16 protein-coding genes are annotated in these 24,299 nt (G+C 60.8%); 8 read left to right on the forward strand and 8 right to left on the reverse strand.

What is annotated here, in order from left to right; all coding sequences use genetic code 11:
* Positions 1–40 precede the first annotated feature (40 nt).
* A complete protein-coding gene (gene metH, locus ABF757_RS06600) occupies positions 41–3,541 on the reverse strand; it encodes a methionine synthase (RefSeq protein WP_415481456.1) in 3,501 nt (1,166 codons plus the stop codon).
* Positions 3,542–3,769: 228 nt separating this feature from the next.
* Between metH and ABF757_RS06605 the strand changes: the two genes are divergently transcribed.
* Positions 3,770–4,354, forward strand: coding sequence for a hypothetical protein (locus ABF757_RS06605; protein WP_415481457.1), 585 nt, complete (start codon positions 3,770–3,772; stop codon positions 4,352–4,354).
* Between the two features lie 21 nt (positions 4,355–4,375).
* Here ABF757_RS06605 and ABF757_RS06610 read toward each other — a convergent pair whose 3' ends face one another.
* From ABF757_RS06610 to ABF757_RS06630, 5 genes are all read right to left on the reverse strand, one after another.
* The gene (locus tag ABF757_RS06610) at positions 4,376–6,703 is read right to left on the reverse strand and encodes a TonB-dependent receptor (RefSeq protein WP_415481458.1); all 2,328 of its coding nucleotides are present in this window, start codon (positions 6,701–6,703) and stop codon (positions 4,376–4,378) included.
* Between the two features lie 327 nt (positions 6,704–7,030).
* Positions 7,031–7,696, reverse strand: coding sequence for a PqiC family protein (locus tag ABF757_RS06615; RefSeq protein WP_415481459.1), 666 nt, complete (start codon positions 7,694–7,696; stop codon positions 7,031–7,033).
* Positions 7,693–8,649 carry an MlaD family protein gene (locus tag ABF757_RS06620; RefSeq protein ID WP_415481460.1) on the reverse strand — a complete coding sequence of 319 codons (957 nt, stop codon included), beginning with the start codon at positions 8,647–8,649 and terminating at the stop codon, positions 7,693–7,695. Before ABF757_RS06620 ends, ABF757_RS06615 begins: the two co-directional genes overlap by 4 nt.
* Positions 8,650–8,655: 6 nt before the next feature.
* Entirely contained in the window at positions 8,656–9,456 is an 801-nt protein-coding gene (locus tag ABF757_RS06625; RefSeq protein ID WP_025860819.1) for an ABC transporter ATP-binding protein, read from the reverse strand.
* A 3-nt stretch (positions 9,457–9,459) separates the two neighbouring features.
* Positions 9,460–10,626, reverse strand: coding sequence for an ABC transporter permease (locus ABF757_RS06630; protein WP_415481472.1), 1,167 nt, complete (start codon positions 10,624–10,626; stop codon positions 9,460–9,462).
* 279 nt (positions 10,627–10,905) lie between these two features.
* Here ABF757_RS06630 and truB point away from each other — a divergent pair, with 279 nt between their 5' ends.
* The 5 genes from truB to ABF757_RS06655 all read left to right on the forward strand — a co-directional run bounded on the left by truB (position 10,906) and on the right by ABF757_RS06655 (position 16,743).
* Positions 10,906–11,820 carry a tRNA pseudouridine(55) synthase TruB gene (gene truB, locus ABF757_RS06635; RefSeq protein ID WP_415481461.1) on the forward strand — a complete coding sequence of 305 codons (915 nt, stop codon included), beginning with the start codon at positions 10,906–10,908 and terminating at the stop codon, positions 11,818–11,820.
* Positions 11,821–11,846: 26 nt separating this feature from the next.
* Positions 11,847–12,116 carry a 30S ribosomal protein S15 gene (gene rpsO, locus ABF757_RS06640; protein WP_025860821.1) on the forward strand — a complete coding sequence of 90 codons (270 nt, stop codon included), beginning with the start codon at positions 11,847–11,849 and terminating at the stop codon, positions 12,114–12,116.
* 371 nt (positions 12,117–12,487) lie between these two features.
* The gene (gene pnp, locus ABF757_RS06645) at positions 12,488–14,638 is read left to right on the forward strand and encodes a polyribonucleotide nucleotidyltransferase (protein WP_025860822.1); all 2,151 of its coding nucleotides are present in this window, start codon (positions 12,488–12,490) and stop codon (positions 14,636–14,638) included.
* 152 nt (positions 14,639–14,790) lie between these two features.
* Positions 14,791–16,209, forward strand: a complete 1,419-nt coding sequence (locus ABF757_RS06650) for an NAD(P)H-dependent flavin oxidoreductase (RefSeq protein ID WP_415481462.1) — start codon at positions 14,791–14,793, stop codon at positions 16,207–16,209.
* A gap of 15 nt (positions 16,210–16,224) precedes the next feature.
* A complete protein-coding gene (locus ABF757_RS06655) occupies positions 16,225–16,743 on the forward strand; it encodes a YqhG/Tai3 family protein (RefSeq protein ID WP_415481463.1) in 519 nt (172 codons plus the stop codon).
* Between the two features lie 10 nt (positions 16,744–16,753).
* Here ABF757_RS06655 and ABF757_RS06660 read toward each other — a convergent pair whose 3' ends face one another.
* Both ABF757_RS06660 and ABF757_RS06665 read right to left on the reverse strand, forming a co-directional pair.
* Complete coding sequence (locus ABF757_RS06660) at positions 16,754–18,895, reverse strand: FUSC family protein (protein WP_415481464.1); 2,142 nt, start codon at positions 18,893–18,895, stop codon at positions 16,754–16,756.
* Positions 18,896–19,488: 593 nt separating this feature from the next.
* On the reverse strand, positions 19,489–20,196 hold the full coding sequence (locus ABF757_RS06665; protein ID WP_415481465.1) for an FkbM family methyltransferase: 708 nt from the start codon (positions 20,194–20,196) through the stop codon (positions 19,489–19,491).
* A gap of 599 nt (positions 20,197–20,795) precedes the next feature.
* Here ABF757_RS06665 and ABF757_RS06670 point away from each other — a divergent pair.
* Together ABF757_RS06670 and ABF757_RS06675 are read left to right on the forward strand one after the other, a co-directional pair.
* Positions 20,796–23,522 (forward strand): cellulose biosynthesis cyclic di-GMP-binding regulatory protein BcsB, encoded by a 2,727-nt coding sequence (locus ABF757_RS06670; RefSeq protein ID WP_415481466.1) that lies wholly within the window; start codon positions 20,796–20,798, stop codon positions 23,520–23,522.
* A gap of 109 nt (positions 23,523–23,631) precedes the next feature.
* On the forward strand, positions 23,632–24,285 hold the full coding sequence (locus ABF757_RS06675) for an SGNH/GDSL hydrolase family protein (protein WP_415481467.1): 654 nt from the start codon (positions 23,632–23,634) through the stop codon (positions 24,283–24,285).
* Positions 24,286–24,299: the final 14 nt, after the last annotated feature.

A 24,299-nucleotide genomic window follows, 5' to 3' on the forward strand; every position in this document is an offset into this window, starting at 1 on the left:
CCGTGGCATGGCGGGTGTTCCCCCCAAAGGGGGGGGTGGTTCAGACCGTAAAATACTTGGCGTGGTGGTTAAGAACAACCAGTGCGGAGGTGGACTGCTCGGGGTGGAGTTGGTCACCATCGGTCAGGGAGACGCCAATACGCTCGGCACCCAGCAGGCGCAGCAGGGGGGCTTGATCTTCCAGCCGCGGGCAGGCCGGATAGCCAAAGGAATAGCGCGAGCCCCGGTAGCCCTGTTGCAGCAGGGTATCCATCTCACGCGCGTCTTCAGCGGAGAAACCCAGCTCCGCACGGATACGCTTATGCGTGTATTCGGCCATGGCTTCCGCCATTTCCACCGACAAACCGTGCAGGTACAGGTAATCCTGATACCGGTTTTCCTCAAACCAGTCGCGGGCAATATCCGAGGCTTTCTGCCCTACGGTGACAACCTGAAGGCCCACGACATCGCGCACGGGGTCGTTAATATCGCGCACGAAATCGGCAATGCACTCGCCATCCGCACGGGGCTGGCGGGGCAGGCTGAAGCGGGCGGCCTCGGTGGTGCCGTCTTCTTCGAACAGCACCAGATCGTTGCCGTCGCCCGCGGCTTTCCAGTAGCCGTAGCAGGCTTGCGGGCGCAGGATGTTGTCCTTTGCTGCAAGGTCGAGCATGCGGCGCAGGATCGGCCGCAGTTCCTGCCGGGCCCAGATCAGGAAATCGTCAAGCGAGCGGCCCTGTTTACGAAAGCCCCACTGGAACTGGTACAGCGCGCGTTCGTTCAGGAAAGGCAGAACCGCCTCGGGCGTTGCTTCCACCACCTTAGCGCCCCAGAAGGGGGGCGTGCTGTGCGGCTCATCCGCGCACAGGCGCGCACGGCGGGCGCGGGCGGCCTCGGCATCTACCGGGCCGTAGCCGCGTGTTTCAGCGGTTTCAGGCGTGCGGGTGCGGGTTGTCTTGCCAGCGCGGCGTGTCTGCACGGCGGCCAGATAGCCGTCAAACCCGCCACCTGCGATCTGGTCCATGAGGGTCAGCCCGTCAAAGGCATCGCGCGCATAGGCCACGCGTCCGATAGGCGAGTAGGCTGCCACGCAGTCTTCCTCGACATAGTTGCGTGTCAGGGCCGCACCGCCCAGCAGCACGGGCGTTTCCAGCCCGGCGCGGGCGATTTCCTCAAGGTTTTCGCGCATGATCACGGTGGATTTCACCAGCAGGCCAGACATGCCGATTGCATCGGCCTTCTGCTCACGCGCCGCCTCGATCATGTCGGCCACTGGCACCTTGATCCCCAGATTGACCACCCGGTAACCGTTATTGGTCAGGATGATGTCCACAAGGTTCTTGCCGATATCGTGCACATCGCCCTTGACCGTCGCCAGCACGATCGTGCCCCGGCTCTGGCCCTCGGTGCGCTCCATATGCGGTTCCAGCCAGGCCACGGCGGCTTTCATGGTTTCGGCCGATTGCAGCACGAAGGGAAGCTGCATCTTGCCCGAGCCGAACAGTTCGCCCACCACCTTCATGCCGTCCAGCAGCACGGTGTTGATGATGTCCAGCGGTGCCATGGTCTGCATGGCTTCTTCTAGGTCGGCTTCCAGCCCCTTGCGGTCGCCATCCACAATGCGGTCTTTCAGGCGGCCGGTGGCGGTTTCGGCCCGCTGGCGCGTGACAGCCTCGGAGGCTTTGCGGTCCGCGAACATGGCCAGCATGGTGGCCAGCGGGTCATACCCTTCGCTACGGCGGTCGAAAATCAGGTCTTCCGCTACCTTGACTTCCTCAGGGGCGATCAGGTGCAGCGGGCGGATTTTCGAGACATGCACAATGGCCGCCGTCATGCCCGCGCGCACCGCATGGTCCAGATAGACCGAGTTGAGCACCGCGCGTGCTGCCGGGTTGAGCCCGAAGGAGATGTTCGACAGCCCCAGCACGATCTGGATATCGGGGAAAGCCTCGCGGATCATGCGAATGCCTTCCAGCGTCCACTGCCCCAGCTTACGGTCATCTTCCGCGCCGGTGGCGATGGTGAAGGTCAGCGGATCGATCATCAGGTCCGACTGGGGCAGGCCATGCGTATTGCACGCAAAATCCACCAGCCGGGCGGCAATGCGCAGCTTGTCCTCGGGTTTGCGGGCCATGCCCACTTCATCAATGGTGAGGGCCACCACCGCCGCGCCGAAACGCCGCGCAAGGGTCAGGCGGTCATCGGCGGGGCCTTCGCCATCCTCGAAGTTGATGGAGTTGATGATCGGCTTGCCGCCATGCAGCTTGAGGGCCGCCTCGATTACGGGGGTTTCGGTCGAATCGATCACCAGCGGCGCGTTGACGGAGGAGGTGAAGCGCGTGATCACCTCATCCATTTCCTCGCGTTCGTTGCGGCCCACGAAAGCGGTGCAGATATCCAGCGCGTTCGAGCCTTCGCGTAGCTGGTCGCGACCAAGGGCCACGCAGCCATCCCAGTCGTGGCTTTCCTGCAGTTCGCGCCATTTCTTGGAGCCGTTGGCGTTGCAGCGCTCACCAATGGAGAAATAGGCATTTTCCTGCCGCAACGGCACCTGACCGTACAGGCTGGCGACCGACGGCACCCAGTGCGAAATGCGGCGCACAGGGGCAGGGCGGTGGTAGCCGGTGCCCTCGGCACGGCGGCGCAGCATGGCGTCCAGCGCCTGAATATGGGGGGTGGAGGTACCGCAGCACCCGCCGATGAGGTTAAGCCCGTCCTCGGTAATGAAGCGCTCGACCCATGTGGCCATTTCCTGCGGGGACAGGGGGTAATGGGTCTGGCCATCCACCAGTTCGGGCAGGCCCGCATTGGGCTGGGCGGAAATCAGGCGCGGCCAGTTTTCGGCCAGCCATTTGACATGTTCGGCCATTTCCTGCGGGCCGGTGGCGCAGTTCAGGCCGATCAGGTCGGCTTCCAGCGCGTGAATGACCGTGGCTGCCGCCGCAATATCAGGCCCGACCAGCAGCGTGCCGGTGGTTTCCACAGTAACCTGCACAAAAATGGGTAGTGCTGTTCCGGTCTCGGCGCGGGCGCGCTTGACGCCGTTGACAGCGGCCTTGATCTGCAACGTGTCCTGACAGGTTTCGATCAGGACCGCATCCACCCCACCTTCGATCAGCCCGCGGGTCTGCTCGGTCAGGGCCTCTTCCAGCGTGTCGTAATCGATATTGCCCAGCGAGGGCAGCTTGGTGCCCGGCCCCATGGAGCCCACCACATAGCGGTGGCGGCCATCGGCAAAGCTGTCTGCCGCCTCACGCGCCAGAAGGGCGGAGGCACGGTTGATTTCGCGCGCGCGCTCGGTCAGCCCGAACTCGCCCAGCGTTATGGGGGACGCCCCGAAGGTGTTGGTTTCCACCATATCGGCCCCGGCCTCGTAATAGCCGCGATGGATCTCGCGGATCAGCTCGGGGCGGGAGAGGGTCAGCACCTCTGTGCAGTTTTCCTGTCCCCAGTAATCACGCTGCACGTCCAGATCGAGCATCTGGATACGTGAGCCCATGCCCCCGTCACAGAGCAGAACGTGTTCACGCAGGGCGTCGAGAAGGGGCGGACGAGAGGACATGGGCACCATGCAGCCAGACAGGAAAGGAAAACACACCCTGGGAAAAAGGGTGTTGAGGGGGCCGGACGCCGGGCGGGCCTTGGGGTCTGCCGGGTCACGCCCGCTTCTTATTTCAGAGAGACGCAGGGCTGTCCAGCATTCGCGCGGCACAAACGCTGGGGAGCGTGCATGCGGCTTACTCCCATGCCGGGACTGGACAGCACGTGCCCGCAAGGCCAGCATTCGGCCATGACCCAACCTGTTTGCCTCCCTTCTGCACCCCGGCGCGATGGTCGCCTGTCCCTGTGCGTGACGGATCAGCCCCTGCTTGTATTACGCCCGGTGGGTGGGGTGGCGCTGGTGCGTGTGGGTGTTCAGGGCGAGGCATCGGCGGAGGAAACGCCACCCGGTTGGGCGGGTGTGTGGACATGGCATGCCCCGCCGCATGTGGTTGCTGATACGTCCACTGCGCTGCCTGCGCCCGGCCCCGTGTCATCCAGCCCGGCTGGTGCTGCGGGAGCGGGCTCGGCTGAGCGCAGGGCGCCTGCTGGCGGGGGGATGTTTCGTCCATTTGTGGCGGAAAGCCTGCCATCGGGGGCCGGAGGTGGTGCAGGCAATCAGCTCCCCGGTGGTGGGTGTGTGTGCTGTGTGGGTGTGGGCGGGCTGGACCGTTTTCTGCTGGCCCGTGCACAGGAGCATGTGCGCGGCGCAGGCCCGGCCTTTCATGGCCTTGTGGTGCTGTGCCCGGCAGGCACAGCGGCGCAGGTTCGGGCCATGGTGCAGGGTTCCGGCCTGCTGGCAGCCTTTTATGCACTGGAACCCGCCCCTGTCTGATATGGCGTTACGCCCTTACGCTTACATATGCAGCGTGAGCTGGAAGGTAAGCGTGCGGCCCGCCGCAATGCGCGAGTAGTTGGTGTAGATGCGGTCGTAATAGAGCTTGTTGGTCAGGTTCTGCAGGTTGGCCTGCAGGTCGAGCGAGGGGGTAATCTGGTAATTGGCCACCAGATCGAAGCGGGTATAGCTCGGCACCCATGCGGTGTTGGCCGCGTTGACATAGCGCCTGCTCATGAAGGTCAGCCCACCACCCACACGGAACTGAGGCAGAATGCGGTAGGTTGTCCACAATGTAACGGAATTGGCTGGCGTATAGGGAAAGCGCTTGCCCACATTGGCTCCCGTGGGGCCACCGTTGGTAATGGTGCTGTCCAGATAGGTCCAGCCGCCGAATACATCCCATTTCTTGGTGAGTGACCCGGCAATGTTGATTTCCGCCCCGCGCACGCGCTGCGTGCCAGCGTTGACGGTATTGCCAAACCCGTCTGAAACCTGTGCGTTGGTCAGGCGGCCCATGAACAGCGCGCCGGTAACGGAAAGATGCTCATGCAGCAGGTCGGCCTTGGCCCCGACTTCGACATTCTGCCCGTTTTCGGGGGCGGTGTTGTAGTTCTTGCTCGAAACCGTGCCCAGACCGTTGGCAACACCGTTCACCCCCACCGGGTTGGACGCGGTGGCGTAGGAAAAATACAGGCTGACCGGGCGGATGGGCTTGTACACAATACCCGCCTGATAGTTGATGAAGCTCTGGTTGTTGGCGATGCCGTAATCGCCCTGCACGGTGGAGTTCATGAACCGGTCAAAGCGCACGCCGCCATTGATGAATACGCGGTCGTCCAGCATGCTCATGGTGTCGAATATATAGGCCGAACCCGTGGTCAGGTTGGTGTTGAGGTTGGGGATACCCGGCTCGCCAATGGTAATGGAGCCATTCCACGGCGCGTAAGGTGACCACGCGCCCAGACTGCCGGTGGAAACACAGTTATAGGCCACCGAGCAGGGGCCGCCGTTGCGCAGGTTGTTGCCCTGCGCGTCACGCACGTAATACTCGCTGCGGGTCGAGCGCTCGCGCGAAAGCTCGATGCCGAAATTGACGCTGTGGTGGATGAAGCTGGTTTTGAACTTGCCTGACACCATGGCCTGTTCCTGAAAATTATCCGTGTGGAACAGGCCGGATTTAGCCTCCATCAGAATGGTGTCGGTGCTGCCGCTCTTCCATTGCGGGTTGGTGGCGATGAAGTTGTACTGGGTGGATGTCCATTGCAGCGTGTTGCGGAACACAAAGCTCTTCCACAGGTCGCGCTCCAGAATGACCTGCCCCATATCCGTGGTGCTGTGCTCGAAATCACGGTTTTGCAAGGCAAAAACCGTGCTGCGCGGGATAGCCAGCGGCTCATGCGTGGTTGAGCTGTAGGGGGCTGAATAGTCCGGTAGGTCGGACGAATACATGTGGTAATAGCCCAGCGTCAGGCGCGTGGGGGTGCCCAGCCCGAACGAGAGCGAAGGGGCCACACCCCATTTGTACCCCCCAATCGGGCCGCGCCCGGCCACGTTGGCGTCATCCCCCATGGCGTTCATACGAAAGGCCGTGTGGCTGCCAATCTGGCGGTTGATATCCAGCGTGCCGCGCTTGTAGTCAGCCGTGCCGAAACCAAGCTGCGTGGTCAGGAAATTACCGAGCTTCGCCTTTTTGGTGGTGATGTTGATCTGCCCGCCAAGGCCGCCGCGTCCGCCATAGACCGAGCCGGGGCCTTTGAGAATTTCAATATCCTCCACATCAAACACTTCGCGCGAGGACACACCACTGTCGCGCATGCCGTCGATATACATGTTGCTGTAGGAGCCAAAACCGCGAATGACCGGGTAATTACCCCCCGGCACGGCATAGGCATCGCCCCCGCGAAAGCTGATGCCCGGCACGGTGCGGATGGCTTCCTCGAACGAGGTCGCGTTGACCAGCTTCATCTGCTCCTGCGTGACCACCGTGATGGAACGCGGCGTATTGAGTAGCGAGGCTGTCATTTTCGGGTTGAGCGATTTGGTAACAATGGCGGAGCGTTCGCCCACCACGGTCAGCTTTTCCACGTTGTCCGGGGTGGAGGTTGTGGCGCTGTTCAGGGGCGCGGCGTGGGTGGTGGCACCATTGGCCACAGGCGGCTGTGCAGCCTTTGCGGGGGCCGCGCCGCTGGGTGTGGCGGCTTTGGTCGGGCTGGTGGCCACGCCTTGCTTGGGCGTGGTGGTAGTGTTGGCTGTTGCGGCTATCGCGGTGGAAGACCCCACAAAGGAAACGGCGGACGCCATGAGAAGCGCAGGGCAGGCCCTGCGACGTGGGGAGCGGGAAGACATGAAACCTCGGGATGCGTTAGTAGTGAGAGTAAATCGCAACTACCGAGCGCATTAAGGGTGCGTCAATGCGAATAAGAATTAGTAAATTTTTTTAGAAGTGCCTGACAGAAGGCCCAATCGCGGTTTTTTGCGCTTTTTTTCGATCAGGGTCTGCAACGATAGCGGGAGGATTGGTTCTTGCTGTTGCAAATCAGTCGCAACTTTTGCGCAGGGCATAGGCCCGGTGTGGCCCTTGAACTGGTGAAAGGCCGCGCGTTGCCGCCATGTGGCAGGGGTGATTGATACGGGCAATAAAAAACGGCGGCGCATGCGCCGCCGCTGGTTGGCCTAGTGCTGGGCCGTGCTTGAAACCGGCAGGTCGGCATTAACCTTGTCTGCCAGAAGGATAACCATTTTACGCATAAGGGCCGCGACATCGGCATCGGTCGTAACAGGGCCGGTCATGGTCAGGTGCGCGCGGTCGCGGATCAGGGGCTTGCGCGGGTCGGCTGGCAGAATGGCCCAATGGGCATCGAGCGTTGCCTGACCGTTCATGTCCACGTCAAAGCGCGAGATATCCACCTGCACGCGCATTGTGGCGGCATCGGCAAGAGGCTGGTCGGTAATCAGCATGGAGGGATGAAAGCCCGCCATTTCATTGGCGATCAGGTCCGTAATGCCAATAGAAAGGCGCGTGGCCCAGCGTGAGCGCGGGCTACGGACGATTTCCTCGCCCCGGCGCACCACCATATCCTGCGAGTCCAGATAGTCGGGAATAACCACGTTGCTGACCGCAACAGTCTCCGCCCTGCTGGACAGGCTAGGCCGGTTGGGCTGGCTGCTGTTTTCATCCGAAGGCATGCCCAGCGTGTACAGGCGCAGCGGCGGGGCGGCACACCCGGCAAGACCAAAAGCCGTGCCGACCGTCAGGCCCGCGAGCAGCATGGCGCGCAGCACCGGGTTGCGGGTGCGCTGCGAAAGGGCGGAAGAGCGGAAGAGCGGCAGGCGGATCATGGGCGGCGTCCCATCAGCAGCAGTTGCGGGTTGCGTTCGACATCGCTGGCAAAGCCGCGCAGGGCTGCGGCCGTGGCCGCTATGTCGCGCAGGGCGGCGTCCAGATTGGCGCGGTCGGTGGAGCGCGGAGACAGCACTCCCTGAAGCGAATCCAGCGTTTTGGTGGCAGAGGCCAGCGTGGCGTGCAGGTCCGCCCCACGGGCGTCGAGCTGTGCGGTGCCCGAATCCAGCATGGTGTCCATCTTGTTAAGCGTGACTACCAGCTTGTCCTGCAGGGTGCGAATGGCCTGTGCGGCGGCATCCACAGCCTCGCGCGACTGGTCGGAGGTCGCCTTCATGCTGGCCACCAGCGGCGGCAGGTCATGCTGGAGGTTGTTGCTCAAATCGGTGATGGACAGCAGGGCCGTGTCCACATGGCGGCTGATATCCTTGACCGGAATCTGGCCCAGCGAATCCTTCAGCTTTTCCATGGCGGAGAGCCGCACCGGAATTTCGGGCAGGTCGGTAATGCGCGGGTGCAGTTCGGGCGGCACGGCCTTGTCGAAATCCAGTTCGATATTGGACTGCCCGGTTACGAAGCTCTGCAGGTTCAGCTCCGCCCGCAACCCGCTGGAAATCAACTGCTGGATGCTGATGCTGGTGCCGCCCGGCCCATCACGCACGACGTGAATCTGGTCGGGCTCGAGTGTCAGCACCACCGGAATATAGGCCTTGTGGTCCATCGGGTCGAAACGCAGGGAAATGCTTTTGACCGTCCCGACCTTCACGCCACGGAAATTCACCGGAGCCCCCACCGCCAGTCCGGTAATGGAGTTCTGGAACACAACGGCTGCCTCGCGCGAGGGCGAGAAGAGCCGCATGTGCCCGAAGGCCATGACAATGCACAGTGCCAGCACCCCGCCAAAAATGACGAAGGCACCCAGCACTGTCTTGCGGTTTGTGCTTTCAGACATTGCCGTTCAGCCTTCCGTCGTGGTGGGGGATGAAAGAGAGGAGACACGGTTCATGAAGGCCCGCACCTCTGGAATATCGCTACTGTCGCGCAGGGTGCGCGGCGCGCCATGTGCAATGGCGGTATGGGTTGTGGCGTCAAGGAAAATGCCGTCATCCGCAATGGCGAACAGGCTCGGCAGTTCATGGCTGACGATAATCACCGTTGCTCCCAGCCCATCGCGCAGGGTCAGGATCAGGTCATCCAGCCGGGCGGAGGTAATGGGGTCGAGACCGGCGGAGGGCTCGTCGAAAAACAGGATATCCGGGTCCAGCGCCATGGCGCGGGCAAGGCCCGCACGCTTGCGCATGCCGCCCGAAATTTCTGACGGATACAGGTCTATGGCGTGTTCCATGCCCACAAGCCCGAGCTTGAGTTCCACCAGACGGCGGATAACGGGGGGCTTGAGGTCAGTGAACATTTCCATGGGCAGGGCCACGTTTTCGCCCACTGTCATGGAAGACCACAGCGCACCGCTCTGGAACAGCACACCAAAGCGGTGGTTGATATCGGTGCGGCGGCGCTCATCCTGCGCCCAGTAGTCTTCTCCCCCCACCAGAATCTGCCCGGTAGTGGGGCGCAAAAGCCCGATCATGCTCTTGAGCATGGTGCTTTTACCGCAGCCCGAACCACCCATGACGGCAAACACGGAACCGCGTTTAACGTCGAATGACACGTTCTGCTGGATGATCTTGGGGCCGAAGGACAGGGTAAGATCGCGCACGGCAATCAGCGTATCGTCCGTGGGCTGGGCTGTGGGTTCGGTCATGTTTCAGATTCCCAGCGCATTGGCCAGCACGGCGAACACCGCATCCATGGCGATAATGCCCACAATGCCGATCACCACCGCGCGGGTGGCGGCCACGCCTACATCGGCCGCACTGCGCCCGGCTTTGAGGCCCACCCGGCAGGCGGCCAGAGCAATGAAGCTGGCGAAAAAATAGGACTTGATGAAGCCGAAAATGAATTCCTTGAGCTGCACCCCGTCGAATGTCGCAATCCAGTAGCCTGTGGCGGATACGTCCATCATGCTCATGGCCACCACAAACCCGCCGAAAATGCCAATCAGCGTGCCGTAGAGATAGAGCAGCGGCATCATGATCGAGAGCGAGATGATGGAAGGCAGCAGGATATAGCCCGAAATGGGAATACCAAAGACCTGAAGTGCGTCTATTTCCTCATTGCCCAGCATGGTGGAAATACGCGCGGCATAAGCACCGCCGGTGCGCCCGGCCATGATGATGGCCGTCATGATGGCGGAAATTTCACGCGCGCAGGCAATGCCCACAAGGTCGGTTACATAGATTTCAGCCGCGAAGCGGCGCAGTTCCACCAAGCCCACAAAGGCCAGAATGGCGCCAAGCAGAAAATTGACCACCCCCACGATCAGCAGCGCATTGGGGCCTGCACGCCAGATATCGCTCAGCAGGTCCTTTCCACGCATAAAGCTTTTGGTGGTGATGGCACGCACAGCCCCTACAGTGCTCTGCGCCATCATGTCGGTCAGAACGCCGGTTTCCTCCAGCACGTCGAGCGTGGTCTGCCCGGTGCGGGTAAACAGGTTCTTCCTGACAAACTGCGAGGGAGTGGCTGGCGGGGGTGTGGGCGGGAGCAGGGCCAGCAGGCGCTGGGTGGCATCGGGCAGGATGGAGACATCGAATGTCAGCCCGGCGGCCGTTGCAGCCTGCTCCACTCCCCACAGAAAGGAAATCAGCGCCGAATCCCACGCCCCTACACCCTTGGCGTCTACCTGTAGGCTCTGCCCGTCTTTCAGGTCTTTCAGCGTATCGGCATCAAAGGTGGGTACGCCGCCTTTGGGTACGGTCCACGTTCCTTCCAGCACAAGGCGGCCGCCCTGTTCGGTGGGAACAATGGACCAGGCCGGGGCCGGGGTGTCCGCGTCCGATGGCGCGGCGGAAGGGGAAAGGGCTTCTGTCATGCGTGATGGCAACACTAAGGCAAGCGGACCGGGCTGGCTAGACCCGTACGCCACGCTCATGCGTGATGGAACGCGCGGGTGGTTACGGCGGAAAACCGGCATCCGGGGCGCATGCGTGGGTGAGGCAGACCGTTTGGGCAGCCCAGCCTTGCGGGGGTGGGGCGGAGTTGCCTGTGCGGGCGAGCGGTTTTCCGGTTCGCGGGGTGGGTGAATGCGTGCGAGCATTGCCCCCGCGCGTGTGAAAGGGTAGACGCACAGCCTGATAAAAAGGAAGTTCCTATGCGACGCAGACGCGGTCGGCCGCTGAATGGCTGGCTTATTGTGGACAAACCCTCAGGCATGACCTCCACACAGGTGGTGGGGTATGCGCGCCGGGTGTTCGATGCCCAGAAAGTGGGCCATGGCGGCACGCTCGACCCGCTGGCGACAGGGCTTTTGCCGCTGGCTTTCGGCACGGCCACCAAAACCGTGCCTTATGTTATGGACGGCACCAAGGTCTATCGCTTTACCCTGCGTCTGGGCGAGGCGCGTGACAGTGACGATGCTGATGGCACGCCGATTGGCACATCCGACGTGCGCCCGACAGATGAGCAGCTTCGTGCGGTCCTGCCTGCCCTTACAGGCAATATCATGCAGGTGCCCCCCGTGTTTTCCGCGCTCAAGGTTGGTGGCGAGCGGGCCTATGACATGGCGCGTGCCGGTCGGCCGCCTGAACTGCCGCCCCGCCCGGCCAGAGTGGACCGTTTCGAACTGATTGACCGCCCGGATGCCGATACGGCGGTGTTCGAGGTGGAATCCGGCAAGGGGGTGTATATGCGCTCCCTCGCACGTGATGTGGCGCTGGCGGCGGGTACGGTCGGGCACATTACCGTGCTGCGGCGGCTGCGCGTGGGGCCTTTTGTCGAGGCCGATGCGATTATGCTGGACAAACTGGCGCCAAACGACGAAAACGCCCCTGCTTCCGCAGACCTTCTCTGTCCGGTTGAGACCGCGCTGGCCGACATCCCGGCGCTGGCCCTGACTACGGATGAGGCGGTTCTTCTGCGGCACGGGCAGAAACTGGGGCTTTTCGGGCTTGAGGGGCGCATACCCCCCACCGATGAGCAGGGGACTTTACGTGTCATGGAAGGGGAGCGCGTGCTGGGCATAGGCCGTCTGGAAGACGGATGGCTGAAACCGGTGCGGATTCTCTAGATCCTATCTGTTTATGGAGACATGTGATGTCGATTACCGCTGAACGCCGTACGGCGCTTATTGCTGAATACCAGACCACCCCGACCGACACCGGTTCGCCGGAAGTGCAGGTCGCGATCCTGACCGAGCGCATCAACAACCTGACCGAGCATCTCAAGACCCACGCGAAGGACTTCCATTCCCGTCGTGGCCTGCTCATTCTGGTTGGCCGTCGCCGCAGCCTGCTGGACTACCTGCGTGGCAAGAGCCAGGCTCGTTACGAAGCGCTGATCGCCCGTCTGGGTCTGCGTCGCTAATCTTTAATATGCGCCGCTGAGCCTTTGGGCTCTGGGGCTGTTCCCGCACTATTCTGCCTGCTTTTATGGGTAGGCACGGTGCGGGAGCAGCCCCGCTATGGCGTATATGACCCGGGAGCACGCCGGGATGACCGGCCATAGGCCCCCGCTCCGAGCGGATGGACTGGTCAAGCGTGCGACAACCCCTTATGTTGGGCCAGCCACAGGTCAGGCGCGGATGCCACGCGCGCCGGTTCGGCCACGGCGTTTCCGACCACATGGCGTCTGGGCGGTGTTGCCGTCAGTCTCCATGCCGTCCGAGGCGCTGTCCGCCCGCCGGTTCCGTTCTGTCTGCCTTGGCGTTTTTTGTTTTTTATTGAGGCAGTAACAGAATGTTCAATTATTACCGTAAAGAAATCGAATGGGGCGGTCGCCCGCTGGTTCTCGAAACCGGCAAGATCGCCCGTCAGGCCGATGGCGCGGTGCTGGTTACCTATGGCGAAACCGTGGTGCTGTGTACCGCCGTGGGCGCGCGTACCGTCAAGCCCGGGCAGGATTTCTTTCCCCTGACCGTCAACTATCAAGAAAAAGCCTACGCTGCGGGCAAGATCCCCGGTGGCTTTTTCAAGCGTGAAGGCCGTCCTTCCGAGAACGAAACGCTGGTTTCGCGCCTGATCGACCGGCCCATCCGCCCGCTCTTCCCTGAAGGCTTCCGTAACGAAGTGCAGGTCATCGCCACGGTGCTGACCCACGATATGGAAAACAGCCCCGATATCGCCGCCCTGATCGGCTGCTCCGCAGCGCTGACGCTGTCGGGCATTCCGTTCTTTGGCCCGGTGGGTGCTGCACGCGTTGGCTTCAAGGATGGCGCGTTCATCCTCAACCCCACGCGCGAGCAGATGAAGGACGCCGAGCTGGATCTGGTTGTGGCCGGCACCGCCGAAGGCGTGCTGATGGTTGAGTCCGAAGCATCCGAACTGTCTGAAGACGTGATGCTCGACGCTGTGACCTTTGGCCACAATGCCTTCCAGCCCGTTCTGGACGCCATTATCTCTCTGGCTGAACACGCAGCTAAAGAGCCGTGGGCTCTGCCGGAAGAAAGCAAGGAAGAGGCCGCCCTGCGCAAGCAGGTGGACAAGCTGGGCCGCAAGCTCATTGCCGATGCTTACAAGGAAAAGCAGAAGCAGGTCCGCTACGAAAAGCTCGCAGCCGCTCGTGCCGCCATTGTCGAAAAGCTGGTCGCGGCGGAAGCCGATGCCGCAGCCGCCAAGCCCTTCATCAAGGACCTGGAAGCCGACGTGGTGCGCAACTCCGTGCTCAAGACCGGCAAGCGTATCGACGGGCGTGATCTGGTAACGGTGCGCCCCATCGTGCCGGAAGTGGGCGTGCTGCCCCGCGTGCATGGTTCCGCTCTGTTTACCCGTGGCGAAACGCAGGCGCTGGTTGTCACCACCCTCGGCACCGGTCAGGACGAGCAGGTGATCGACGCGCTTGAAGGCGAATACCGCACCAACTTCATGCTGCACTACAACTTCCCTCCCTACTCGGTGGGTGAGTGCGGGCGTATCGGTTCTCCCGGTCGTCGTGAAATCGGGCATGGCAAGCTGGCATGGCGCGCCATCCACCCGCTGATGCCCTCGCGCAAGGATTTCCCCTACACCGTGCGCGTGGTGTCCGAAATTACCGAAAGCAACGGCTCCTCCTCCATGGCGAGCGTGTGCGGTGGTTCGCTGGCGCTGATGGATGCGGGCGTTCCGCTCAAGCGCCCCGTGGCTGGCATTGCCATGGGCCTGATCAAGGAAGGCGAGAAGTTCGCCGTTCTGTCCGATATCCTTGGTGATGAAGATCATCTGGGCGATATGGACTTCAAGGTGGCTGGCACGGAATCCGGTGTGACCGCCCTGCAGATGGACATCAAGATCACTTCGATCACCCCCGAGATCATGAAGATCGCTCTGGGGCAGGCCCGCGAAGGCCGGATGCACATTCTGGGTGAAATGTCCCGCGCGCTGACGGAAACCCGTACGGATGTTTCCTCCACCGCGCCGCGTATCACCACCATGAAAGTGCCGCGCGAAAAAATCCGTGACGTCATTGGTTCTGGCGGTAAGGTCATTCGCGAAATCGTCGAATATTCCGGCGCCAAGGTGGATATCGGTGATGACGGTACGATCACCATCGCATCCACTGCGGAAGAGCAGACCAAGAAAGCCATGGACCGGATCAACGGCATTGTGGCCGAGCCGGAACTGGGCCGCATTTACGACGGTAAGGTTGTCAAGACGGCCGATTTCGGTGCGTTCGTGAACTTCCTTGGTGCGCGTGACGGTCTGGTGCACATCTCCGAGCTGGCTCAGGGTCGCGTTGGCCGCACCACCGATGTGGTGAAGGACGGCGATGCGGTTAAGGTTAAGGTCATCGGCTTCGATGATCGTGGCAAGGTCAAGCTGTCCATGCGCGTTGTGGATCAGGCGACCGGTGCCGATATTACCGAAACCGTAGGCGAAAAGCCCGCTCGCGCTCCCCGTCGGGACGCGGAGTAACATCCGGCCGGGCCGGAGCGGGCTTTAAGGCCCGTTCCGGTTCGGGATGTTTTTTCGGTATCAATAAAGCCGGGCCGTAATGGCCCACCCTTTTCGGGCGGGCAGGCTCGCCCGTACTGTTTGTGAGCAGTTGCAGGAACGATAGGACGATCATGAAGGCGATCAACACGCTGCGCATGGGAGGGGTGGATGTCCTGCCTCTGGTCGAGGGCGGCAAGGGGATTTCCGTTTCCAACGGGGCCTCGGCTGGCGCGTGGGCAGCGGCGGGCGGTGCAGGGACCGTGTCCATCGTTAATGCAGATAGTTATGACGAAAACGGCCAGCCCGTGCCGCAGATCTATAAAGGTCGCACCCGGCGCGAACGGCATGAAGAACTGGTGCAGTACGCCATTGCCGGTGGTATTGCCCAGACCCGTATCGCGCATGAGGTTTCAGGCGGTCGCGGGCGTATCCATGCCAATATCCTGTGGGAAATGGGCTCGGCTGAACGGGTGATTACCGGCGTGCTGGAAGGCACACAGGGCCTGATTCACGGTCTGACCTGTGGCGCGGGTATGCCCTATAAGCTGGCCGATATCGCCATGCGTTTTGGCGTGCATTATTACCCCATCGTCAGTTCCGCCCGTGCGTTCAACGCGCTGTGGAAGCGCTCCTATAACAAGGCGGCGGATCTGCTGGGCGGCGTGGTGTATGAAGACCCGTGGCGCGCTGGCGGCCATAACGGTCTGTCCAATACGGAAGACCCGCTGAATCCTGAAGATCCCTACCCCCGTGTGCTGGCCCTGCGCCAGACCATGCGCGGTTTTGGCCTGCATGAAACACCCATTATCATGGCTGGTGGCGTGTGGTGGCTTGAGGAATGGCAGGACTGGATCGACAATCCTGAGCTGGGGCCGATTGTTTTCCAGTTCGGCACTCGTCCGCTGCTGACGCGTGAGAGCCCTATTCCGCAGGCGTGGAAAGAGCGGCTGATGACATTGAAAAAAGGCGATGTGCATCTGAACCGCTTCTCGCCTACGGGTTTTTATTCTTCGGCTGTCAATAACAGCTTTTTGCGCGATCTTCAGGCCCGTTCCGAGCGGCAGGTGGCGTTTTCAACCGAACCTCTGGGTGCCCTTACGGTGCCGTATGGTGTTGGTGCGCGTAAACGGCAGGTCTTTCTGGCGGCGGAAGATCTGGCCCATGTACAGGAATGGGAAAGTCAGGGTTTTGTCGAGGCGATGCGTACGCCCGATTCAACGCTTATTTTCGTTACACCTGACAGTGCGCGCGAAATTCTGGCCGATCAGGCTGACTGCATGGGCTGCCTGTCCGAATGCCGTTTCTCTAACTGGAGCCAGCGTGCACCGGATTACAGCAACGGCCACAAGGCGGACCCGCGTTCCTTCTGTATCCAGAAAACCCTTCAGGCGGCAGCCCATGCCAGCGGGCCGGATCAGGACAAGGTGCTGGATAACACGCTGATGTTTGGTGGCACCAACGCATGGCGCTTTGCGGCTGACCCGTTCTATTCGAACGGTTTTGTGCCGACCGTGGGCCAACTGGTCGAACGGATTCTTACCGGCCGCTAAGCGGGAGTGCAGGCAATGACCCGCTGGCTGTGTTCATGGCTGGTCATTGTCTTTGCGCTGGGCGTGGGGTTTGCGTCACTAGCCGTTCAGCCTACGCTGGCGCAGCCTGTCTTGCAGGGGCGAGGGAATCCGGCCCAGCAGACAGCGCTTTTTTACCAGTGGTATATTCCAACAGCTTTGCACGCCACCCGGCTTTGCGCAGGGGGCGCTGGTAGCTCCGTGGTGGATGATCCAGCACTGAAGCGCTTTGTCAGTGCGGAGCTGGTGGCCGCCTTGCATGAGGCCGGGCCTGGTAACTGCGCGCAAAAACTCGATGAGAGTTCAGCCTATTTCCTGCATGCTGACAGTGCGGGTGTCGTGCGGCAGATGCCGTCCGAGGTCGCAACTGTGGTGCAGACAGCCAGCCGGGCGCTGGTGCGGGTGAGGCTCGGTGAAGCCCTGCTCTGTGTCAGGTTACGGCATGAGCGCGAGGGCTGGCGTCTTTTCCGGGTGGAGCCGCAAGGTGAGGCCGAGCGTACTGCCTGCGCGGAATAACGCCCTGTTTTCAGGTATTGTCCTGTATTTCCATCAATGCGGGTTGGCGGAGTGCCGTGAGCATGTCCTGTGGCAACAGGCTTTGCTGCTGCGCATAATGCCCGGTCAGATCAGCCAGAATGGCAGCACGAGGCTGTGGGGGCGTGTCCGGGCTGTCGGCTCCGGGCTGTTCTAGCCACCAGATGCTGGCGGCACCGGCAAGCTGGCGTAAAAGAAACAGGATTTCACCGCAGGCTTTCACGTTTTCTGATTCATGCAGGCCTTCTAGCCGTTTTTGCTGGTAGAGAATTTCTGCCCGGCTGGATGCGGTGCCTGCCGCACGGCGGGCGGGCTCGAGTGTGTGCCATGTCGCACGGGGCGGGCAGGCAGCGAGTGCCGCGTAATGCAGATTGGCCGTAAATGCGCTGCAAACCAGTTCGGCCAGTGGTGCAGGGCGTTTGCCCGGCCACAGGAATACACAGGCCACCAGCCCGACAAGGCTGCCAATAGTATTATTGGCCGCGCGCGACAGCGCGACATCCCATCCATGCGTGGTGCTGACAAGGTCTGTTACCAGCACGAAAAGCTGGGACATGAACATCACGCACAGCGCATAATTGACGCTGCGCAGGGTAATGGTTGCGGCCGCTAGCGGGAAAATCAGCAGCAGAATAGCGTATTGAGGCAGAAAAACCCCCATAAGTGCGGCAACAAACCCGCCCGCCATGCTGCCCGCTACGCGCTCGATGGCGCGGGGCAGGGTGGAGGTAACACTCGGCTGGGTTACCACCACAACGGCCATCATGGCCCAGTAGGCATAAGGCAGGTTCAGCGCCAGAGAAATGGCGTAGGCCGCCAGCACGGCTACGGCCAGCCGTGCGGCATGGCGGATGAACAGCATGTCCGGCCAGCGTGACGCGGGGCGTGTGGGAGGGGCTGCTTCACGCCTGATGTCTGTTTGGGGGCGGGCAGGCGGGGCTTCTGCGTGTTGCGTGGTGGTGTGCTGGTCTCTCTCCGCCGCTGCGTGCATGGCGGCCGAGGCGGGGTGTGGTGTGAGGGATTCGGTTTCGTCTGGTTGGGGGGTGTCTACCGTGTTCCATGCGGCCTGAAGTGCCTGCAAGGCATCAGCGCAGAATATGGCGGCACGGGTGTGGATGTCATCCTCACCCATGCTGGCGCGGCGGAGCAGGGCAATGTCGCGCGCCAGCCTGTCTGCCCGAGGTGGGTTGGCGGGAATTTCGCGTGCAACGCGCTGCAGGGTGAGGGTGAGCAGGCGGATAACGCGGCGGGCCGCTTGGGTGGGCGCGTGTGAAAAGGCGGCATGTTCCAGCGCCATGACGGCGGCAAAAAGACGGTCGGCGGTTTCGGTGGCGGCGGAAAGGGTAATGCGGGGCTGGGCATTGGCAGGGAGCAGGGCCAGAGCCGCGCGTGCCTGTTCGATACGGGTGCGGATATCGCGCCGGTATGCGCTGATAATATGGTGTGCGCCCGAAGCCGGGGGGCGAGCCTGCACCATGGCCGCGCGGGGCAACCTGCCTGCCATATGGGCCAGTTCGCGAAAAATAGCGGCACAGGCCTGTTTTTGAGGGGCGAAAGGATCAACCGGCCAAGCCAGAATACAGATCAGCATCGCCCAGGCCGCACCGGCGGCAAACAGGCCCGCAAGCTGCATGGCTCCCATGGGCGATTGCGGATAACAGACCGCTACAACGGCAACAATTGCCGCCAGAACGCTGATTTGCGTGGCAATGGCGCCACCCATGCGTGAAAGGCCGCACAGGGTAATACACAGGCCCAGCGCTACAAAACCCGGCACCAGCCCCCATCCTGCGGCTGCGGAAATAAGTCCTGTTATGAGCATGCCGGACAGGCTGAAGCGTAAAAGAGCATGTATGCGCTGGCGGAGTGGCCCGCCGGGGTCCACCAGACAGGTCCAGAATGCGGCAAACGCCGCCCATGCCATCAGAGGGGCCTCAAGCCGCCAGGCCAGCAGCATGACAGACCCGACCGCAACTCCCGCGCGCATGCCTTCACGGATGGCGATCTGCTCCGGGGCTACCGCAATGGCCCGCGCGCCCAGCCAGTGTAGCAGGGCGGTTGGCAGCAGATTGGCTGGCAGGAAAGTCAGCAACCGTCGGCTCAGGCGGAGCAGGGAGCGTGGGGGGCTTTTCATGGGCTCGGCAGGTGTTGGTGGTCGTGATGAAATAAGGCAGGCCCGATCGAAAAAGGCCGTAGCGGGCCGGTGCGGTGCCAGTCGCTTGTTATAGCATAAAATAAAGTCTGCGTGTGTGGGTATGAGGGTGGGAGGCAGCTTTGATCAGATGCGTAAAATAAGCTGTGGTTAGAGGGCTTGCCCTGTCTGGGGCTTTGCTGTAAGAGGGGCCGCATTGGTGAGAGCCGGTAGCTCAGTCGGTAGAGCATTCGACTTTCAATGGGAGCCCAGTCGGGAAACCGGCTGTGGAACAGGCCTTAAATTCGGTGAACGCTCTGGTCATACCCCTTGGGTTGGCCGTGCCAATACCGAGCGAAGCCATCGCAAGATGGAACGTGTAGAGACTTGACAGGGTCCACCTAAAGGCTTCGGCCCATGGTGAAGGTAAAGTCCAGACCACGAACCTACGGGGCGGCGAAAGCCGAAGTGGTACGTAATCGAATGGTCGAGGGTTCGAGTCCCTCCCGGCTCACCAATTTTTCCTTACAGAACTAGAGAGACCACAGCAGTAGCGGTGTTCCCTCCCGTTTCGGGGTGGGTTTACGGCGTTACGTCTAACGCAGGACTTTAATGCCGGGTACTGCGGGGTTGCGGACAGCAGCAAAATCGGCGGTGGGGTAATAGCCCGCCCGGCCATTCTGGCGCTCTGCATCACACAGCGCCCAGGTGAACGCGTTTTTCCAGATTCGGAAAATTTTAAATCCGGCATCGTGCAGCGGTTTTCTGACGTCTTCGGCCATGGTGGTTTGGGTATGGTGTTCAAACACCACCGCGCGTAGGGCCGGGTTGGACAGAACGCTTTGCAGTCCCTGCAGAACCTGTGCCTCATGCCCTTCGACATCGATTTTGATCACAGTCGGGGCCGGGGCCATATCCAGCAGGGTGTCGCCGGAAACGGTGGTGATTTCATCGCCATCGATGCTGATGAACGAACCGCCGGAATTATTGGAAACACGCTGCATTCTGGCTGTGCCGGAGCGGTCGCTTACAGCGCAGTTGAGACAGAGGGCGCGGTTGGCGCTGATTCTGCGCAGATTCTGTTCCAGAATTGCAAAGATGTCGGGCAGGGGTTCGATTGCCAGAACATGCGCATTAGGCAGCAGGTTCAGGAACTCTATCGACATATAGCCGATATTGGCGCCGATATCCCACAAAACCGGGGTATTGCCTGCGAAAAGGCGCAGGCATTCAAAAACGGGTCGGTCAAATGTCCCCAAAAAAAAGACATGACGGCCCACATGGTCGTTGGGTAATACCTCCATGCGCGCGCCATAAAAGGTTGGGACATGGAGCGTTTTTTCTCGGAATTTTACGTTTCTGAGAAAAGTTTTATCAATGATTTTGCCTTTCCCATTTTGCAGGGGAATGAGCTTCAATAAAAAGCGTGTAAAATTCAGGATTCCATATGGTAAAAAATAACGTTTATCCGCTCCCATAACTAAAATCCTTCGCCTTGCTATGGGTCAATTAATATTGACCGATCGATATTGGCAAGGGGTTACTTATGGAGTGCGAGGTTGGGGCTGAATTTAAAATTCTTTCTGCGTCCAATGTGGCAATGGCGCATAAAAGTTTTTAGAAAGGCTTAAAAGGTTAATGATTTGTTTATTAAATCATTTTAATTTGATGTCACTATACTCTGCCCGCAATATCATTTCGGATTGTTATAAATGTGGAATTTCTGCCCCATTTTTTTGTGACGTGAGCTGTAATGCTGGTTTTGGCGAAATCGAGAGATCATCATGCCTCGTCACGCTACTTCCAATCTAAGATTTTCTGAGTAACGCCGCCCGATTTCAGTCGGGCGTTTGTGTGTCAAATTCTAAGGGAAAAACCGTTCGTGCTTAAAGCAGGTTCCCGCATGTTCTGGCTTGCCGGTGTCTATGGCGCGGCAAGTTCGCTGGCTTTGTCTGGTGCGGCTCTCGCCCAGAATGTTTCCTCCCAGGAATCCGCGCCGTACGAAGTGCCAGAGCGGGCGAGCGCCCCTCTTTCCCCGTCCGATGTGTCTGTCAATGCGCGCAGTCAGGCGCCCGTGGCCGCACCTGTAACCGGTACGTCTGTTCAGGGTACTTTTGCGCCCCCTCCTGCTGCGCCGGTAGCTCCTACCGTAACACCCGTGTACCCAGCCGGGCCTGCCACCGCCCCTGTGGCTGGTGCGTATCCTGCGGCTCCGGCTGGCGGGCAGCCGTCTTCTGATCTGCCGCCGCCCAGCATTCCCGCTTCTGAAACCATGCAGGCCCCTGTTGCGCCGCCTATGCCGCAGCAGCCGGTGCCGGGTGGGCAGCCTTTTTATACACAGGCGCCGGGTGTTCCGGCACAGGTAGCCCCGCCGCCATCTTATGCGGTGCCGGGCGCGCCCGCTGGCTATGCGCCGCCTGCGGGGTATGCCGTAGCACCTCAGCCTGCCATGGCCGCCCCGATGGGGGTAACCCAGCCTGAAACCACGCGCACCTTCACCCTACGCTCACTTGGGCTGACAGCCCCCATGACCCTGCGCGGTTTCTCGCCGTTGCAGGGGCTTGATATTCCCATTCCGGCCGATGAGGTCGTAACCCGTGCTCAGATCGTGCTTGATGGAGCCATGTCGCCCTCGCTGCTGCCTGAGGCCAGCAGCCTGACGGTGACACTCAACGAGCAGTATGTCGGCACGGTCAAGGTTGATCCGCAGAACGCGCATTTCGGTCCGCTGGTATTTGATATCGACCCGATCTTTTTCACGCGGCTAAATCACCTGAACTTCCAGTTCGCGGGGGAATACCGGCGCGACTGTAACGACCTGCATAACGGTGTGCTGTGGGCGCGTGTTTCTGATCTTTCAAAGGTCATTATTACCACCATCAAGCTGCCGCCGGTTCGTAAACTTTCGCACCTGCCTGCGCCGTTTTTTGACCCGAACATGCGCGATGTCCTGCGCGTGCCGTTTGTCTTTCCGCATTACAGCGGACAGAACAGCCTGAAGGCGGCGGGTATTGTCGCCTCGTGGCTGGGTAAGTTGGCTGATTTCCGGGGCACGTCTTTCCCTGCCTCCATCGCTTTCCCGGCAACGGGCAATGCGGTGGAAATTGGCGAGAATATTCCCATCGACAGCAACGGTAGCCCGCCGTTTGGCCCGACCCTGTTTGAAATGCCCAACCCCAACGACCGTTGGGGCACCATTCTGGTGGTGACGGGCCGCACACCGCAGGATGTTGAAGTTGCTGCGCGCGTTCTGGCGTTTTCGTCTGACACGCTGGGCGATGTGCCTGCTCGTGTGGTGGGGGATATCGCGCTTGATCCGCGCAAGCCCTACGATGCACCAGCTTTTGTGCCGACGGATCGTGTTGTGCGGTTTGGCGATCTGTTCTCCACATCGGAATTGCAGCATCAGGGCGGCGTGCCGCTGAGCATCGACCTGCCGTTCCGCCTGCCGCCCGATATGTTTACATGGCGGCAGCACGCTTTTCCGATGAAGTTGCAGGTTAGGACCCCGGCGGCTGTTGCGTTTGAGCGCGAGGGAGCCCGGCTCGATCTGCTGCTGAACAGCAATTATGTGCAGAGCTTTTCGCTGGCCAACAACCTGATGTGGCAGAAGGCCGAAGCCTATCTGGCCGGTGGGCAGAACAGCGCGCTGGCGTTTGATGGCTCGCTGCCGCCTTGGTTGTTGTTTGGCGGGCGTAATCAGCTCTCCTTCAACTTCAATGTGCTGCCGATCGACCGCGGGGCCTGCCGGCGTGTGAACGATCTGTTTATTGCCGAGGTGGACGCTAACTCCACGCTGGATTTCCGCAATAGCTACCATTTCGCAACCCTGCCCAATCTGGCGTATTTTGCCGGGGCCGCGTTCCCGTTCTCCAGACTGGCGGATTACTCCCAGACAGCCATCGTGCTGCCCGCCCAGCCTGATCTGGCTGTTACCGGCGCGTATCTTGATCTGATGGGTTTCTTTGGTTCCGCCACGCAGTATCCGGTTGTGGGGATCGACCTTGCCTCCACCGCCAATCTGGCGGGTCTGTCTCAGTCAAAGGATATCGTGGTTCTGTCCACGGTTGACCAGCTTGGCGCCGCCAAGGGGTTGCTGGCACGCACGGCGTATGACATCAACGGGCAGACGATCCGTCTGGGTCAGAAAACCCTGCTCGATGGCTTTTGGTATCTGTTCCAAGACAAGGATGACGGCGGGCAGCACAACAAGGCCGAGCCAGTGCTCAATGCGCCTATCGCCAATGCTTCTCTGCTGATCGGGGGGGAATCTCCCTATGCGGCGCACCGGTCTGTGGTGGCTATTCTGGGTGATCATCCGGTGCAGTTGCAGCAGATGGTGGCCAGCCTGCGTGACCGTGAATCCATTCCCGCCGTGCAGGGTGATCTGGTTATTAAAAACGGCACCAGCATCACCAACTATCGGAATGCCCATCGCTATACGCTCGGCACGCTGCCGCAGTGGATCCGTATAGAAATGGCGATTGAAAAATACATCCCGATCCTTGTTGTTGCCGGGCTTCTGGGTACGGCACTGCTGGTGATCGGCACGGCCCGGTGGCTGAGAAACCGCGCACGGCGTCGGCTGCAGCGGAACCTGCCGGAAGAGGATAAGCCGCTCGATAACTGAGCGGCCATCCCCTGATGATTTTCCACGCCGCCGCCAGTAGGGGGCGCGTGGGAAAGGGAATTTTCAAAACGACTGATTTGGTCAAAAGACAGGTTACAAGGACAGGATTATGAGCGCGCTACTGGCTGGACTGACATTGCTGATTATTGGAGACAGCCACGTTACCTTTAAGGATTCGCTGCTTTCCATCCTGCCGGAGGCCTATGAGCAGGCGGGTGCCAAGGTTGTAACCTATGGCGTGTGTTCTTCCACGGCGGCGGACTGGGTTGTGCCCAACAGCAATAATGGCTGTGGCGCGTATCAGCGGGTGGGAACGGCTCCGGTAGGGGCTGCGAACATGACCCCTACATCGCCCCCGCCCATTACATCGCTGATTGCGCAGTGGCACCCGGATGTGGTGCTGGTGGTTCTGGGTGACACCATGGCCGCTTACGGGCAGAAGGAAATTTCGACCAACTGGGCAGATGAGCAGGTCAAGACCCTGACCATGACCCTTGGTAACACGGCCTGCATCTGGATTGGCCCGACCTGGGGCGAATACAGCCCCCGTTACGGCAAGACCGACAAACGCGCGCAGGAAATGGCGACATTTCTCAAAAGCGAAGTTGCTCCGTGCACCTATATAGACGGTACGCAGCTTATGCAGCCGGGTAGCCCCAAAACCATTGATGGCGTGCACCTGACCGGGGAAAGCTACAAGGTCTGGGGTGCTGGTATTGTGCAGCAGACCATGCCGGTTCTGGAAAAGCTTCGTAAGCAGTAAAACTGTTTTTCTTC

The organism is Acetobacter papayae (genome assembly GCF_047721125.1).
GTDB lineage: Bacteria > Pseudomonadota > Alphaproteobacteria > Acetobacterales > Acetobacteraceae > Acetobacter > Acetobacter papayae.

What these genes read in the sequence shown, in the direction of transcription:
- metH (WP_415481456.1), bottom strand. Translation starts at nt 3,541, where the DNA reads ATGTCCTCTCGTCCGCCCCTTCTCGACGCCCTGCGTGAACACGTTCTG.
- ABF757_RS06605 (WP_415481457.1), top strand. Translation starts at nt 3,770, where the DNA reads ATGACCCAACCTGTTTGCCTCCCTTCTGCACCCCGGCGCGATGGTCGC.
- ABF757_RS06610 (WP_415481458.1), bottom strand. Translation starts at nt 6,703, where the DNA reads ATGTCTTCCCGCTCCCCACGTCGCAGGGCCTGCCCTGCGCTTCTCATG.
- ABF757_RS06615 (WP_415481459.1), bottom strand. Translation starts at nt 7,696, where the DNA reads ATGATCCGCCTGCCGCTCTTCCGCTCTTCCGCCCTTTCGCAGCGCACC.
- ABF757_RS06620 (WP_415481460.1), bottom strand. Translation starts at nt 8,649, where the DNA reads ATGTCTGAAAGCACAAACCGCAAGACAGTGCTGGGTGCCTTCGTCATT.
- ABF757_RS06625 (WP_025860819.1), bottom strand. Translation starts at nt 9,456, where the DNA reads ATGACCGAACCCACAGCCCAGCCCACGGACGATACGCTGATTGCCGTG.
- ABF757_RS06630 (WP_415481472.1), bottom strand. Translation starts at nt 10,626, where the DNA reads ATGACAGAAGCCCTTTCCCCTTCCGCCGCGCCATCGGACGCGGACACC.
- truB (WP_415481461.1), top strand. Translation starts at nt 10,906, where the DNA reads ATGCGACGCAGACGCGGTCGGCCGCTGAATGGCTGGCTTATTGTGGAC.
- rpsO (WP_025860821.1), top strand. Translation starts at nt 11,847, where the DNA reads ATGTCGATTACCGCTGAACGCCGTACGGCGCTTATTGCTGAATACCAG.
- pnp (WP_025860822.1), top strand. Translation starts at nt 12,488, where the DNA reads ATGTTCAATTATTACCGTAAAGAAATCGAATGGGGCGGTCGCCCGCTG.
- ABF757_RS06650 (WP_415481462.1), top strand. Translation starts at nt 14,791, where the DNA reads ATGAAGGCGATCAACACGCTGCGCATGGGAGGGGTGGATGTCCTGCCT.
- ABF757_RS06655 (WP_415481463.1), top strand. Translation starts at nt 16,225, where the DNA reads ATGACCCGCTGGCTGTGTTCATGGCTGGTCATTGTCTTTGCGCTGGGC.
- ABF757_RS06660 (WP_415481464.1), bottom strand. Translation starts at nt 18,895, where the DNA reads ATGAAAAGCCCCCCACGCTCCCTGCTCCGCCTGAGCCGACGGTTGCTG.
- ABF757_RS06665 (WP_415481465.1), bottom strand. Translation starts at nt 20,196, where the DNA reads ATGGAGGTATTACCCAACGACCATGTGGGCCGTCATGTCTTTTTTTTG.
- ABF757_RS06670 (WP_415481466.1), top strand. Translation starts at nt 20,796, where the DNA reads ATGTTCTGGCTTGCCGGTGTCTATGGCGCGGCAAGTTCGCTGGCTTTG.
- ABF757_RS06675 (WP_415481467.1), top strand. Translation starts at nt 23,632, where the DNA reads ATGAGCGCGCTACTGGCTGGACTGACATTGCTGATTATTGGAGACAGC.